This window comes from Mesorhizobium sp. 1M-11 (assembly GCF_001303895.1).
Taxonomy (GTDB): Bacteria; Pseudomonadota; Alphaproteobacteria; order Rhizobiales; family Rhizobiaceae; genus Mesorhizobium.
Genome location: NZ_LJSD01000038.1, coordinates 65,437 through 78,723 on the forward strand (window position 1 = coordinate 65,437; position 13,287 = coordinate 78,723).

Annotated in this window: 13 protein-coding genes; 5 read left to right on the forward strand and 8 right to left on the reverse strand. The window is 62.1% G+C overall.

Going from position 1 to position 13,287, the window contains the following annotated elements; genetic code table 11:
- Window positions 1–255: 255 nt before the first annotated feature.
- Entirely contained in the window at window positions 256–2,256 is a 2,001-nt protein-coding gene (locus AO692_RS17300; RefSeq protein ID WP_054311295.1) for an EAL domain-containing protein, read from the reverse strand.
- A 298-nt stretch (window positions 2,257–2,554) separates the two neighbouring features.
- Between AO692_RS17300 and AO692_RS17305 the strand changes: the two genes are divergently transcribed.
- The 3 genes from AO692_RS17305 (at window position 2,555) to AO692_RS17315 (ending at window position 6,452) form a co-directional block, all read left to right on the forward strand.
- Window positions 2,555–3,586 (forward strand): class I SAM-dependent methyltransferase, encoded by a 1,032-nt coding sequence (locus AO692_RS17305; protein ID WP_054311296.1) that lies wholly within the window; start codon window positions 2,555–2,557, stop codon window positions 3,584–3,586.
- A 496-nt stretch (window positions 3,587–4,082) separates the two neighbouring features.
- Complete coding sequence (gene recQ / locus AO692_RS17310) at window positions 4,083–5,882, forward strand: DNA helicase RecQ (protein WP_054311297.1); 1,800 nt, start codon at window positions 4,083–4,085, stop codon at window positions 5,880–5,882.
- A gap of 108 nt (window positions 5,883–5,990) precedes the next feature.
- Window positions 5,991–6,452, forward strand: a complete 462-nt coding sequence (locus AO692_RS17315) for a hypothetical protein (protein WP_152979870.1) — start codon at window positions 5,991–5,993, stop codon at window positions 6,450–6,452.
- Window positions 6,453–6,484: 32 nt separating this feature from the next.
- On the opposite strand, the gene AO692_RS17320 is transcribed toward AO692_RS17315, so the two are convergent.
- The 3 genes from AO692_RS17320 to AO692_RS17330 all read right to left on the reverse strand — a co-directional run bounded on the left by AO692_RS17320 (window position 6,485) and on the right by AO692_RS17330 (window position 9,310).
- Complete coding sequence (locus tag AO692_RS17320; protein WP_054311299.1) at window positions 6,485–7,243, reverse strand: phosphotransferase; 759 nt, start codon at window positions 7,241–7,243, stop codon at window positions 6,485–6,487.
- A gap of 76 nt (window positions 7,244–7,319) precedes the next feature.
- Complete coding sequence (locus tag AO692_RS17325) at window positions 7,320–8,621, reverse strand: ATP-binding protein (RefSeq protein WP_054311300.1); 1,302 nt, start codon at window positions 8,619–8,621, stop codon at window positions 7,320–7,322.
- Window positions 8,618–9,310, reverse strand: coding sequence for a response regulator transcription factor (locus tag AO692_RS17330; protein ID WP_054311301.1), 693 nt, complete (start codon window positions 9,308–9,310; stop codon window positions 8,618–8,620). Before AO692_RS17330 ends, AO692_RS17325 begins: the two co-directional genes overlap by 4 nt.
- Before the next feature lie 382 nt (window positions 9,311–9,692).
- Here AO692_RS17330 and AO692_RS17335 point away from each other — a divergent pair, with 382 nt between their 5' ends.
- Complete coding sequence (locus AO692_RS17335) at window positions 9,693–10,259, forward strand: isoprenylcysteine carboxylmethyltransferase family protein (RefSeq protein ID WP_054311302.1); 567 nt, start codon at window positions 9,693–9,695, stop codon at window positions 10,257–10,259.
- Between the two features lie 37 nt (window positions 10,260–10,296).
- Window positions 10,297–11,205 carry a DUF3313 domain-containing protein gene (locus AO692_RS17340; RefSeq protein ID WP_244483390.1) on the forward strand — a complete coding sequence of 303 codons (909 nt, stop codon included), beginning with the start codon at window positions 10,297–10,299 and terminating at the stop codon, window positions 11,203–11,205.
- A gap of 67 nt (window positions 11,206–11,272) precedes the next feature.
- Here the strand turns inward: AO692_RS17340 and AO692_RS17345 are convergent, their stop codons facing one another.
- From AO692_RS17345 to greA, 4 genes are all read right to left on the reverse strand, one after another.
- Window positions 11,273–11,707 (reverse strand): hypothetical protein, encoded by a 435-nt coding sequence (locus AO692_RS17345; RefSeq protein ID WP_054311303.1) that lies wholly within the window; start codon window positions 11,705–11,707, stop codon window positions 11,273–11,275.
- Complete coding sequence (locus tag AO692_RS17350) at window positions 11,704–12,216, reverse strand: SRPBCC domain-containing protein (protein ID WP_054311304.1); 513 nt, start codon at window positions 12,214–12,216, stop codon at window positions 11,704–11,706. The genes AO692_RS17345 and AO692_RS17350 overlap by 4 nt, the downstream gene beginning before the upstream one ends.
- Entirely contained in the window at window positions 12,216–12,557 is a 342-nt protein-coding gene (locus AO692_RS17355; protein WP_054311305.1) for a metalloregulator ArsR/SmtB family transcription factor, read from the reverse strand. The genes AO692_RS17350 and AO692_RS17355 overlap by 1 nt, the downstream gene beginning before the upstream one ends.
- A gap of 127 nt (window positions 12,558–12,684) precedes the next feature.
- Window positions 12,685–13,167 (reverse strand): transcription elongation factor GreA, encoded by a 483-nt coding sequence (gene greA, locus AO692_RS17360; RefSeq protein WP_054311306.1) that lies wholly within the window; start codon window positions 13,165–13,167, stop codon window positions 12,685–12,687.
- Window positions 13,168–13,287: the final 120 nt, after the last annotated feature.

The window sequence follows — 13,287 nt, forward strand, 5'->3', positions numbered from 1 at the left end:
CGCTCACGAGGTCGAGGATGACGAGGGTGGATAGGGCCTCGCCAATCTCCAGCGTTGGTTACGACGCCGACGCTCTCGGTTGGTGGGGGCGCCGATGTTCGAAATTTGCGCAAGGGAGAGAAACTCCGTCATCCTCGACCTCGCAGGGAGCGTAGCGACCGCAGAGTGTCGGGGATCCATTCCGGAACGCCGGTGATGGCCGCAACGGTCCAAGCCCGGCTTCGAGGGGCGCAGCGTAGCAAAAAAGCCCGCCCGCTAAGCCAGCCTCTGGCGCTTCGGTGCCTCGAACAAAGTCCGAACGCTTTCCGCCGGGGCCGGCCGGCCGACGTGGAAACCCTGGGCGTGGTCGATGTCGAGCCTGCGCAGCAGTGCCATCTGCTCCTCGCTTTCCACCCCTTCGACCAGGATTTTGGGGCCCCGGTTCCGGAGCAGTCCGACGATGTCCTGGAACATGGCGCGGCCGCGCGGCGTCACGCAGTCGTGCAGGAAGGAGCGGTCGATCTTCACCGTGTCGAAATCGATCAGCCTGAGCCAGGAGAGACCCGCAAAGCCGGTACCGAAATCGTCGAGCCAGACCTTTATGCCGAGCAGCTTCAGGTCGCTGATGCAGCGCAGCACATCGGAATGCATCTCCATTTCCAGCCCCTCGGTGATTTCCAGGGCGAGCCGATCGCCGGTCACGCCGGCCTCGCCGAGCGCGGCCGCCACGGAGGCGGCGAAACCCGGCGCCTTCAGCTGGACAGGGGAAACGTTGACGCTGATCGTGCGGATGTGCTCGTTGGACATCAGTTCGCGGCAGGCTGTCCTGATCGCCCAGCGGCCGAGTTCCAGGATCGTCCCCGTCCGTTCTGCCACAGGGATGAACAGGCTGGGCGGCACCGCCGTTTCGTCCGGCATGGTCAGGCGCATCAACGCTTCCATCGCCTCCACATTGCCGGAGCGCACATTGGCGATGGGCTGGAAGACGAGGGAAACCAGCCTGCGCTCGATGGCGATCTTCAAAAGCGCCGCGATATTCTCGCTTTCGTCGCTGGTTTGCGGATCGTTCGGGTCGAAAAGATGCACGCAGTTGCGGCCGTCGGCCTTGGCCAGATACAGGGCCCGGTCCGCCTCCTGGATGATCCTCTCGAGCTTGGTTCCTGCCTCATCCCGCGTGAATGCCGCGCCGACCGAGACCGTCACCATCTGGGAACCATCCCGGCGCTCGTTGTGGGTGATCGCCAGCGCTTCCACTTCCCGGCGGATGTCCTCTGCGAGATCGAGGACGTCTTCATGTCTTTTCAGTTGGGCCAGAACGATGAACTCTTCGCCGCCGTAGCGGCCGATGGAAGCGTTGCGTCGCTCCACCACCAGGTGGCGCAGGCTGTCGGCAACCTCCATCAGGCAGCGGTCGCCCTTCTGGTGGCCGTAATAGTCGTTGAACCGCTTGAAGAAGTCGACGTCGATGAGCAGCACCGCAAAGGTGCTGCCATCACGCTGCCAGCCATGCCACAGGTCCCGCAATCGCTCATCGACGGCGCGGCGGTTTTCCAGCCCGGTCAGCGGGTCGGTCCGCGACAGCTTCAGCAGTGCCTTGCCTCTCTCCGTGGCTTCCCTGTGCTGGTTTCGAGCCTCGAGTGCATTCAGGAAGACGTTGTAGCGCTCCCTGTTCAGTTTCCAGTTGATGTAGGATGTGAAGACGAAGCACGAAATGTAGAAGGCGCCAAAGACCAGCTTGTAGGTCAATGTCGATGGTATGAAATAGTTCACCGCATAGAGTATTGAAAGGATAATGGCTGATGTGATGACGGAAAACCTGAACTGGAATGTGAAGAACAGGTTGGCGCTCATCATGAATATGGTTCCGAAAACCATATAGTATGAAACGCTTTCCTGATTGCCGCTTGCAGCCGTCGGCACCAGCCAGCCGATATAGCCAAGGATGATCGCGCCGGCGCAGGTGACGTCCAGCCACTTGGTGGGTGCGTGGAAGCGCAGCAGGGTTTCCAGGGTGAGAAGCGCGGTCACGCCGACCGCGAGGCGCGCCGCGATGGTGTAGAACGCGACATCCGGCACCAGCAGAATGTCCGAGAAGGCAAACAGCAGGTAGATGACGACGGCGATGTAGAGCCCCGGGCGGGCTGCCGTTCTGCGTGCGGCCTGGGATTCCTTGTGGAAGAGCGCCCGCAATTCGGCGGCCTCGGGCAGAGCCTCCGCCTGGATGGCCGGCTCCACGGGCGCAAGTTCACCCACTGCCGATATCGCATAATTGCTCATCGCCGAGAGACCTCTCAGGAGGGGCTTTTGCAACCCGTTTGTTGCTTCCGGCCTCAACGCAGAACAGCTCCAACGTGCGAGGGCGATCTCGGCGACTCGCAGACTATGCGGGGTCAGGCAACAAGGTTGGGTTAATCGCGCACGGAATCCGGCACGAAATGCTCTGGCGCAATCAAACTCGGTAAATGGTGCGTTAACGATAACGTTAGAATGCGACCCAGCGCGGCTTTGCAGGCGGACGGCTTCGCGCTATGAACGTGCCGGGCTGTTAACGGGTTGTTAACCATAGGGGTTTCGGGTGGCCACTGTCCTCGACGGCAAGAGTCTGATTACGGAAGAAACGATCGCGGCCAATCTGGGAAGAGGGCTCGACGACCGAAGCGAAGCCTTCGAAACGGCGCGTGCCGAGCTCGCGCTCATCCTGCTCACCACGCAGCAGCAGATCGCCCTGAAGAAGGGGCCGGCTGAAATCATCCGCCCGCTGATGGCGCGTCTCGAAGCGCTGCGGCTGAAGCTTCATGACGACACCTGGAACGCGCTGGCGCCGATCATCCAGAACCACCCGGTGCTCGACTATTTCCTGGAAGACCCGCTGACACGCTGGTCGTTCGAGAAGCCACGCGGCTATTCCGGCGACGCCGAGCTGCTGGACTATATCTATTGCGATCCGCATGTCGCCGACGCCGTCGCCGGCGCTTCCGAAATCGGCAAGGCGCTCTATGCCTATACCCAGAACGTGCCCTCCTGCGTGGCGGCGCGGGAGCGGCGCGACCTGCTCGCCCGCTATGTCGACGCAATTGCCGAAAAGCGTGGGCCTGAAACCGAGGTCCTGGCTGTCGCCGCCGGCCATCTGCGCGAAGCGAACCTGTCCACCGCCTTGCGCGAGAAGCGGCTGAAACGCTGGGTCGCGCTCGACCAGGATCCGCTCAGCGTCGGCCTCATCTCCCGCGACTTCGCCGGCACCGCGGTGGAAACGGTCGACGGCTCCGTGCGCACCTTGCTGACCAGGGGCCACAAGCTCGGCAAGTTCGACTTCATCTATGCGTCGGGCCTCTACGACTATCTGCAGGACAAGGTGGCGGTGAAGCTCACCAAAACCTGCCTGCAGATGCTGAAGTCGGGCGGCACCTTCCTGTTCGCCAACTATGCCGAGGGCAATCCGGACGCCGGCTACCGCGAAACCTTCATGAACTGGGTGCTTCTGCTGCGCTCCGAAGCCGACATGTGGAACGTCGTCAACGCCAGCGTCGATCGCAACAAGGTCGATGTGCAGGTGTTCTTCGGCGAGAACCACAACGTGCTCTACGCGGTGATCGAAAAGCACGATTGAGCGCTTCTGGCACGCGAGGCCCGGCGATGCCGGGCCTTTGCCTTGGCATGTCGGGCGATCCGGGCGTGAATATCACCAACGTTCCGGAATGGATCCCCGACACTCTCCAGTCGCTTTGCTCCTTTCGAGGTCGAGGATGACGGTTGCATGGGTGGCCGGCGCAAATTGTCGGCGTGGCGCGCTTGGCAGGTCTGGTTTTCTGTTCACCATCGCCGATTACCAGCGTTTCGCCCTCGTAGATCGCCGGTGCGGGGTGCCAGCGTCAACAACTAGCGCCGGCCATAAATGAAGCCCGTCATCCTCGACCTCGGAACGACCGTAGGGAGTGGAGAGTGTCGGGGATCCATTCCGGAACGCTGACAAAGGCACCGCGGTCCAGATCCAGCTTCTGTGCCTGCCGCACGTCCTGCGACAATACAGGAGCGATCACACCCCGCCTCAACCCGCCGAAGCTGCTAAGAAGGATCCCTCCCTGATTCTTCGCACCGCCAGCCCGATGAACACCGCCGCCCTCGAAATCCTCAAGACCGTTTATGGCTATGATGCCTTCAGGGGCCCACAGGCGGACATCGTCGCGCATGTCGTTGCCGGCAACAACGCCTTCGTTCTGATGCCGACGGGCGGCGGCAAGTCGCTCTGCTACCAGATCCCCGCCATCGTTCGTCCCGGCATGGGGCTCGTCGTTTCGCCGCTGCTGGCGCTGATGGCCGACCAGGTGACGGCGCTGCGCCAGGCAGGGGTGCGCGCCGCCGCACTCAACTCCGACCTTGCGCTGGACGATCGCCGCGCCCTGTGGCGCGATATCCGCGCCGGCGCGCTCGACCTGCTTTATGTCGCGCCCGAAACCTTGTTGCGGCCGGACGTGCTGGAGTTGCTGGAAGGCGTGAAGCTGTCGCTGATCGCCATCGACGAGGCGCACTGCCTGTCGCAATGGGGGCACGATTTCCGTCCGTCCTACCGCCAGCTCGACGCGGTCGTGGCGCGTTTTGGCAAGGTTCCGCGCATGGCGCTGACGGCGACGGCGGACGAGCCGACGCGCGCCGAGATCCTGTCGCATCTCGATATCGCCGAGACCGACGCCTTCATCGCCGGCTTCGACCGTCCCAACATCCGCTACGCCATCGAGGAAAAGGACAATCCGCGCGCCCAGCTCAAGGAATTCCTCAAGCGCTACGAAGGCGAGAGCGGCATCGTCTACTGCCTGTCGAAGCGCCGCACCGAAGAGATCGCCGCCTGGCTGCAGGGCCTCGGCTACGATGCGCTGGCCTATCATGCCGGCATGGACAAGGCGGCGCGCGAAGCCAACCAGATGCGCTTCCAGCATGGCGAGGCGGTCATCATGGTCGCCACCGTCGCCTTCGGCATGGGCATTGATAAACCCGACGTGCGCTTCGTCGCCCATGTCGACCTGCCGGGCAGCATCGAGGCCTATTACCAGGAGACCGGCCGCGCCGGGCGCGACGGCCTGCCGTCCGATACGCTGATGCTCTACGGCCATGAGGATATCGCGCTGCGCAGCCGCTTCATCGAGGAGTCGGAGGCGCCCGACCAGCGCAAGCGCATGGAGCGGCAGAAACTCGATGCGCTGCTCGGCCTTGCCGAGACGGCGCGCTGCCGCCGGCAGGTGCTGTTGTCCTATTTCGGCGACCATTGCGAACCGTGCGGCAATTGCGACACCTGCGCGGAGCCGCCGAAACTGTTCGATGGGGCGATTGCCGCGCAGAAAGTGCTGTCCTGCATCTACCGCACCGGCGAGCGGTTCGGACAGGCCTATGTCGTCGACGTGCTGCTGGGCGCGGACAACGAGCGCATCGCCCAGTTCGGCCATGACAAGATCTCCACCTTCGGCATCGGGAAAGAGCACGACAACCGCACATGGCGGGCGATCCTGCGCCAGCTGATCGCGCTGCGCTTCATCTCGGTCGACCTCGCCGGCCATGGCGGCCTGTCGATCGCGCCGACCGGCCGCGACTTCCTGCGCGAGAAGCCGGCCCTGATGCTGCGCATGCCGGCGCCGCCGCGCGCCCGGCGCGGCAAGGTGGCCCGCAGCAACGCGCAGTCCGCCATCCCCGACCAGGACAACGACCTGTTCCAGGCGTTGCGCAAAAAGCGCACGGAAATCGCCCGCGCGCAGAACGTGCCGCCCTATGTGATCTTCCACGACAAGACCCTGATCGAGCTCGCGGCAGCGCGCCCCGCCTCGCGCACTGAGATGGCCGGCGTGCCCGGTGTCGGCGAAGCCAAGCTCGACCGCTACGGGCCGGCGTTTCTGTCGGTGATCGCCGAGCACGGGTGAGGGGAGAGGCAACCCCGACGGTCGGCGTCGCCTCACCTGTCTGCCGGCATTTGGAGAACGTCGCCGTAAAACCTATCTTCGCCATGCGTCATTGCGGAGGACAAATTCATGCGAGCAATGCAGGTCCTTGGTGCCGTCGTCTGGCTGTTTCTCGCCGGCGTGGCATCATCTCAGGCAAATCCGGCATTTGCGCCAATCGAAATCCGCCTCGTCGTGCAAAAGCCGGCGCATGGAACGGCAATTGCCGTCCTGGGCGGGGAGCGAACGGTCGAGGTTGAATCCCAAACGCTCCTGGGGCCGTCCGATTTCGTGGCCGTCGGCGACGTGGAATGGGTCGAAGGCAAGCCGGGTTTCAACGTTCGGCTCACCCCGCAAGGCATGAAGAAGTGCGAGCAGGTTACCACCGACAACATCGGTCGAACGCTCGCGATCATCGTGGACGGCAAGATAGTCATGACGCCGAAGATTCTTGACCCGGTGCGGTCGGAAGGGTTCCTCCTGACTGTGAACACCGAATCCGAGGCTCGGGAACTCGCCGCGAAGGTCCGCGACGTCGTTGCTCCGAAATAGCTGCTGGCGCGCTAGCGGCCGCGTAGCGTGCCTTATGGGATGAAATCCTCGAGGAGGCGCGAGATCGTGCTTCGCCCCAAAGCACTCATGGTTGGATTGGTCAGTCGGTAGTACCAGACAAGGCCCATCGCCTGCTGAAACGCCCAGGCGGCGCTTCGCCGCCGTTCCAACTCGCTGGCCTGCGTCGCGTCGAAAAAGATGGCCCGGCTCATTGCCTCGGTCCCCGTGGAAGGCAGCTCGCGCAGTACAGCCCACATGCGCCGCAGACGTGCCACATCGAGGAGGCCCTCGCTGTTGGAGAAGCATACCGCCATCCAATCGTCATGATCGGGGAGGTGTCCGCCTCGCCCTTGCCCGTCGAAACGCCGCCCCCTCACATCCGCCGTGCGAAGCGAGGTCACGAGGCGGGCGAGATCGAGGGAAAAGGCCGTTGAGCCGCTCAACCCGTTCGGCGTTGCCGTTTTCCCTTCTATCCAGTCCTGCACGAGCCAGGGCATCGGATATGTCGGGCCGGGCTTGCCTATCCCGACGGGTCGGGGACTTGGGAATGGGCAACACGCCCTCAACTCGTTCATGGCAGCAGCTTCCGCGCGCAGCAGGTTGCTGCACACGGTTGGATCCATCGATCGCAGGGGGAAGCGTGCCGCGTATCTGGAACCGATGCGAAAAATTGCATTGACGGTTCCTGCGGTTGCCACCGCTACGATTTTCTCGCCCTCGAACTGAGGAAACTGATCACGGATCAAGTCCCGCGCCAGCTCTGTTTCGATGTGCATCTGGTCGCTATGCATGCGGTCGCCACTCTCATCGAGGTCCGTCTCCCCGCGCTCGCGGCGACGACGCTTTCGGATCTTGATTCTCGGGTCATCAGCGGAAGGCCGGTATCTCCATAGTTACGACAAGCCCGCCTTCGGCAGGTGTCTGCGCCCATATGCGCCCGCCATGGAGCTCAAGCGAATGCTTGGCGATGGCAAGGCCGAGACCGTGGCCGCCGACGGATGGATGGTCTCCAACGCGCGCGAATGGGATGAATATCTCTGCGAGATGTTCGGGCGCAACGCCCGGGCCGCAATCACTGACCGTTACTCTCAGAAGCTGGTCCCGTTCGAGCGATGCATGCACGGAGACGGTGGTGCCTGCGGCCGTGTAGTTCAACGCGTTGCGTATGACATTCTCGAACGCCCGAAAGAGCAGCTCTCCGTCGACCTCGGCAACGAATGTCTTCTGTCCACTGAGCCGAACGTCGACATTCTTCTTTTGCCCTTCGAAGGATGCGTCTTCGGCAATGATTTTGAGCAACCCGATCACGTCAATTCGTTGGCGTTCGGCTGGCACAAGCGATCCCGATCCCAGACGCACCCCCGACCCGAGACGCGCCAAAATGAGGATCTGCTCGACCAAGGTGTTCAACCGCTCAATCTCGCGATCCATCCGGGCAAGCATCGTGCCGGCCTCCGCAGGCTTTTGCCGCAGCACACCCAACTCGACCTGGAGGCGGGAAAGCGGAGACCGCAACTCATGCGAAATGTCTTGATAAAGCCTCTGCCGGTTCGCGTGCAGAGTCTCCAGTTTTTCGGCGGTGACATCGAAATCACGCGCGAGGTCGGAAACCTCATCCCGGTGTGTTTTGAGCTTCTCCCCAATTCGCGTCGCAAAGTCTCCGTTCGCTAACCTGTGAAGGCCGTCCTTGAGCATGACAATGGGGCCGGTGAGGTATTTCGCAAGCCAGAATGAGGCAAGCAGACTGGCCAGCACACAGCCGAGCAGGGGGAAGAAAAAAATCGACTTGAAGAGCTGGTACGCGCTGTCCGGGCGCGTGACCGCGATCTTGAAACACCGGTCGCCGGTGGCAATGATGCGGCTGTCGAAACCGGCATGTTGCTCTTCTGTCGGGCAACGCCGGGACGTGGCGTCCACGGCAATTTCATCGATCTCCGGACGCAAGGAGGAGACCGAGGCCAGCGCTGCAGCTACCTTCCGGGCGGTATCGACGTGGTCTGTCGTGATCAGGTTTTCGATCAGATCGAGCGTAAGGGGCGGCGAGTTCCGGGAATTGTTCTCCGCCGGAAGCTGGGATTCGGCGAATTTTGCGAGGGGAACTATGGTGCCGATCATCCCGGCCATCGATAGCCAGATCGTCAAAAACAGTCTTCGGAACAGACGGTTCATGAAGACGTCTGAGTGAGCTGGTATCCTTGTCTCCGCACCGTCCTGATCCATGGCTGTCCGTCGTCGCGCAAGCCCAGTTTTTGCCTGATGCTGCTTATGTGGACATCTATACGCCGATCGAAAGAAGCGAGTGCTGTGCCAAAGACCTGCCTGGACAGATCATTCTTCGTGACGATCTGTCCTGCCTCGCGGATCAAGACTTCCAGCAGGCTGAATTCGGTTCCGGTTAGCTCCAGCCGGCGGCCTTCGCATGTCGCCGTTCTCGATCCCGGGTAGACTTCCAGCGCGTCCGCCCGAAGCACGCCGGGCGCCACACCGCCGGCAGACCCCCCCATTCGGCGAAGAATGGCGCGCAGGCGCGCGACAATCTCGTCTGGAGAACAGGGTTTGGGGACATAGTCATCGGCCCCAAGATTGAGCCCGGTGATCCGGTCGATATTTTCTCCTCGCGCGGACAACATCAGCACCGGAATCTCGCTGGAGACACGGATCTTCCGCAGCACGTCAATTCCATTGATGCGGGGCATCATGACGTCGAGAACGACGATATCGTGGTGGCCCGAGATGGCTTCCTGAAGGCCAAGACGCGGATCGTTCGCCGCTCGGCAAACGAAACCTTCCTCGCTCAGATATTCGATGAGGAGCGAAGTCAGCTCCTCGTCGTCATCGATCAACAATACCTTTGCCATCGGTCAGATCGCTCATGATCCTCGAAACCCATTGCCATGGACCGGGCAGATGAGCCGAGCGGTTTTACATAACTTTACATTGGCTTGACAGCACTTAACGCCCAGGCCGGTAAGGCTAGGCCCTCCACATAGGGCGTTGGCGATGCAGGCTCCCGGCTATCGTACCATTCGATCTGCGCACGACACATCGGGAGAGCCGCCGGCCCCCTCATGTCCTGACGTCGACAGGCTCCAGCACCGTGAAGGGCATCTGGAGAACCGGCTGCGGTCACCGCACACACAGCCCCACCTTCGGAAAGCTTTGCCCGACGCCGCTGCGGCGCGAACAGATCGGTACCCATTCCCGGTTTCATTGGACCAATTCCACAGCCGGCGGCGTCAGATGATTTTCCTGCTCATCTTTCCGGCGGCCGGGGCCTTGTTCTTCATCAACGCCCGCAGCAGCGAATTCACTGCGAGCCTTGTCGAGGCCATCGGGATCGGCCTGATCGCCGCGGCCATTCTTGGCCGTCTGTGGTCCACGCTCTACATCGGTGGCCGCAAGACCCGTGAACTGGTCGAGGCCGGGCCGTACTCGATCACGCGCAATCCTCTCTACGTCTTCTCGGCAATGGGCGCCACGGGCGCGGGAGCGCAAACGGGAAGCGTCATGGTCGCCGTGGCATTCGCCGTGTGCACCTGGCTGATCTTCCATTTCGTTATTCGAGCCGAGGAAGTACGCCTTCACCAGGCCTTTGGCGCGTCTTACGAAAACTACTGTTCGCGCGTGCCCCGCTTTCTGCCTCGGTTCTCCGCATTCGCCGATGTGGATTGCGTGGTGGCCAATCCCAAGCGGCTCTATGCGGTCTTTTTCGACGGCCTTCTCTTCTTCAGCGCCGTGCCGGTATCCGAGCTTATCGAGTGGCTTCAGGCGCGCGGTACGGTCCCCGCCCTGGTTCAGCTTTTCTGACCGGAGTTGAGTCACCGGCCAGAACTGCGCGCAAGACATGGCGCTCCTCGACCTGATGGCTTCTCGCTCAATCCGTTCCAATGGATCACCGTCGATGCTTATGAAAGCCCTGCCTTTCCGGTCGAAACGGCTACAGGCGGTGATTGGGCTCTTGCCCATCCTTTGCCTTGCCGGTTGTGCAAACGTTCCGCTGCAGCAAGGAACATCGCTGACCTCCTACCAAGGTCTCGCCGCCCACAAGGGGCTGTTGACCAAAGCGGCGATGAAGGCCGACCGCGATACCCTCCTCGAAGCGCGCACCGTACGGATCGTCCCGACGGAGTTCTCTCCGGCGGCAACGACCATGATCAAGGAACCGAAAGACCTTCGCCTCGTCGCCAACGCGATCGATCGGTCCTTATGCGTATCCCTCAGCGATCGTCTGGAAGTCGTGGGTTATGGTGAAAACGCCGATTTGACCGTGCATGCCAACATTACGGCTCTTGTGCCGACAAATGTCGTCGCCTCCGGCGTGGCAGTGGCCACGTCATTTGGCAGTTCGATGGTCCTGCCTGTTTCCTTGCCGCGGATACCCCTGGGTCTGGGAGGAATTGCAGTTGAAGCCGAGGCGCTTGGAACCGATGGAACACAGAAGGCCGCCATGCTCTGGGCGAGGGGAGCCAATTCGATCACGGAGAAGCCCCGGATGTCGCAGGTCGGGGACGCATACAGCCTGGCATCCAAATTCGGTGACGACTTTGCGAAGCTGGTCGTGAACGGAAAATCGCCCTTCGGCCGGTGGCCTGAGGTTCCATCCGGCCAAAAGATATGGTCGACCCTGGGCGGGAAAGCCAAATACGCCGCGTGTCGGACATTCGGTCGCGCGCCGGGGGTAGCGGGCCTGGTTACGGGTAAATTCGGTTTGCCTCCTGGATGGTCCGACAGGGGGGCTGTTTCACAGAGGTAGCAGATGGCGTGACTGGCGGTCCTCGGGAGGCTTTGACCGCATCTGCAACGGCCAAGCCCACTCATGTCTACGGTCGATTGCCATGCGCTCGGGGCGTGCGTGCAAGCGATCGATGCCAGGTGCCGAGGCGACCTCCCAGCCAGACGCAAGGGATCGCCTCCACTGGAATCGAGATCGCGTACCAGGCAGGCCCAAGCGCGGCTCTGCCATCGCCATAGTAGGCGATCAGGCTCGCCAGACCCGCCGCAAGACCGATACCTGCCAGGAGCCAGGCATGGCGCATTGGCCGGTCGGGCGCGAGACGCGCGGTGATGTAGCCGCCGGCGACCGTGAAAATCGCGCGGTATGCCGCGGCCAAAGCGAAAAGAGGATCGGCCATCACTTGTGGCACAGATGGAAAAACGCCGGTCGCGTGCATCGCCTGGTCCGTCGCGATGGAGGCAACCGCCGTAGCGAGGAAGCCAGTGGCCACCGCGATGGCGCTGGCGATCCACGGCCTCATGACGACCGCGGTCCCTTGCCTTGCGCGGCAAGCAAAGCATCCAGTTTTCGCAGCTGGCTCTCATGCCCGGCACGCTTGCGCTCGGTCCAGATATCGTCGTGCATGGCGTCGAACGTGACGGTCAGTTTCACACCGTCGGTCGTCGCTTCCAACTCGACGACGGTGGCTGTTTCGTAGGGAGCCACATTCGGTACGAAATCGGTCAAAGTGTTATAGGCCAACCGGTTTGGCGGTGAGATATCGGTGTAGGTGACCTTGCATTCGCTCGTCAGCGGCATGCCGGCCTTTTTCATGAACGCCACCTGTTCCGGCGCCACCGCGGTCATCAGATAGACCAGCGCCCCACCTGGACGCAGATCGAGCGACACGACTTTCACTTCGAACCCTTCCGGTCCCCACCACGATTCGATACCGGATTTCGTGGTCCAAAGTGCCCACGCGGCTTCGATCGAAGCGGCATAGCTGCGCCGAACCGAGAACTGAGCTCTCGCGCCAGATGCTGTGTTCATCACGATTTCTCCCGGGGGCGAGCCGATGCTCGATTTTGTTCGAGTGCCGCGCCAAATCGGTCAAGACGGGCCTCCCAATGGCGGCGATATCCTTCAACCCATGCTTCGAGCTGATCGAAGGCTTCCTTGCGCAGGGAATAAAGGCGCCTCTGACCGTCGGGGCGCATCTGCACGATCCCCGCCTGCGAAAGAATGCGCAGGTGCCGCGAGACACCGGACTGCTGGATGTCCACGCGTTCGACAATGTCGCCGACCGCGCATTCTCCCGCTTTCATGGCCTCGGCAATGCGAAAACGAACCGGATCCGCGAGCGCCTGCAGGATAGTTATCTGTGTTTCCATGTATATACACTGACATGTATATATTGCGGCGTCAATCGCGAATCCTGTCCGGACATCGGATAGACGCGCTATCGTCTCGCGCTATGGCCGCGCACCGTGCGGGCGCTGTCCACCCACGCAAGGCACGTCACGAAATGGAGAGGATCTCGAGTTCGCTTTGCCCGAACTGGACAAAGTCGCCCACGGCTTTGCCAAGCAGTGCAATGGCAACCGGCGAGCCGTGCGATATCGAAGCCTGAGACGGGTCGGCCTCGTCGTCGCCGACGATGCGGAAGGTCTGGATGCGGTCATCGTCGCGCTTGAAGGTGACGGAATGACCGAAGGCAACCACTGCATTGGAGGTAGGTGCCGGCATGGGCTGGGCCGTGCGGACGCGCTCGGCATAGTAGCGTGTGTCTCGCACCGGTACGGCCGACTGCCGTCGCCTCTCATTGACATCTTCCAGCTTGCTGGCGGCCTCGAGCGCCTGCTGCGCACGGGTCAGTTCATCCCGCAGCATTTCGAGGCCGGCCTCGGTGACCAGGTTGATCCGGTCGGGGATAGGGCGAGGCGGCAGGATGGTTTCCGATGCGGCCTCGGCGCTTTCCTCCTTGGCAAATGCGACGCTCAACTGCTTGGAACTCCCGGTCGAACACTGTTGGCCAACGGATACCCCAGCGTCGGCCAAAGCTGCAACTATCTGATGGGGAGGGCAGCAACTGCGGGTCCTTGCTTCCCAATCTGCCGAAAC

Coding starts and splice junctions, on each gene's coding strand:
- AO692_RS17300 (WP_054311295.1), bottom strand. CDS start 2,256: ATGAGCAATTATGCGATATCGGCAGTGGGTGAACTTGCGCCCGTGGAG.
- recQ (WP_054311297.1), top strand. CDS start 4,083: ATGAACACCGCCGCCCTCGAAATCCTCAAGACCGTTTATGGCTATGAT.
- AO692_RS17315 (WP_152979870.1), top strand. CDS start 5,991: ATGCGAGCAATGCAGGTCCTTGGTGCCGTCGTCTGGCTGTTTCTCGCC.
- AO692_RS17320 (WP_054311299.1), bottom strand. CDS start 7,243: ATGCATAGCGACCAGATGCACATCGAAACAGAGCTGGCGCGGGACTTG.
- AO692_RS17325 (WP_054311300.1), bottom strand. CDS start 8,621: ATGAACCGTCTGTTCCGAAGACTGTTTTTGACGATCTGGCTATCGATG.
- AO692_RS17330 (WP_054311301.1), bottom strand. CDS start 9,310: ATGGCAAAGGTATTGTTGATCGATGACGACGAGGAGCTGACTTCGCTC.
- AO692_RS17335 (WP_054311302.1), top strand. CDS start 9,693: ATGATTTTCCTGCTCATCTTTCCGGCGGCCGGGGCCTTGTTCTTCATC.
- AO692_RS17340 (WP_244483390.1), top strand. CDS start 10,297: ATGGCGCTCCTCGACCTGATGGCTTCTCGCTCAATCCGTTCCAATGGA.
- AO692_RS17345 (WP_054311303.1), bottom strand. CDS start 11,707: ATGAGGCCGTGGATCGCCAGCGCCATCGCGGTGGCCACTGGCTTCCTC.
- AO692_RS17350 (WP_054311304.1), bottom strand. CDS start 12,216: ATGAACACAGCATCTGGCGCGAGAGCTCAGTTCTCGGTTCGGCGCAGC.
- AO692_RS17355 (WP_054311305.1), bottom strand. CDS start 12,557: ATGGAAACACAGATAACTATCCTGCAGGCGCTCGCGGATCCGGTTCGT.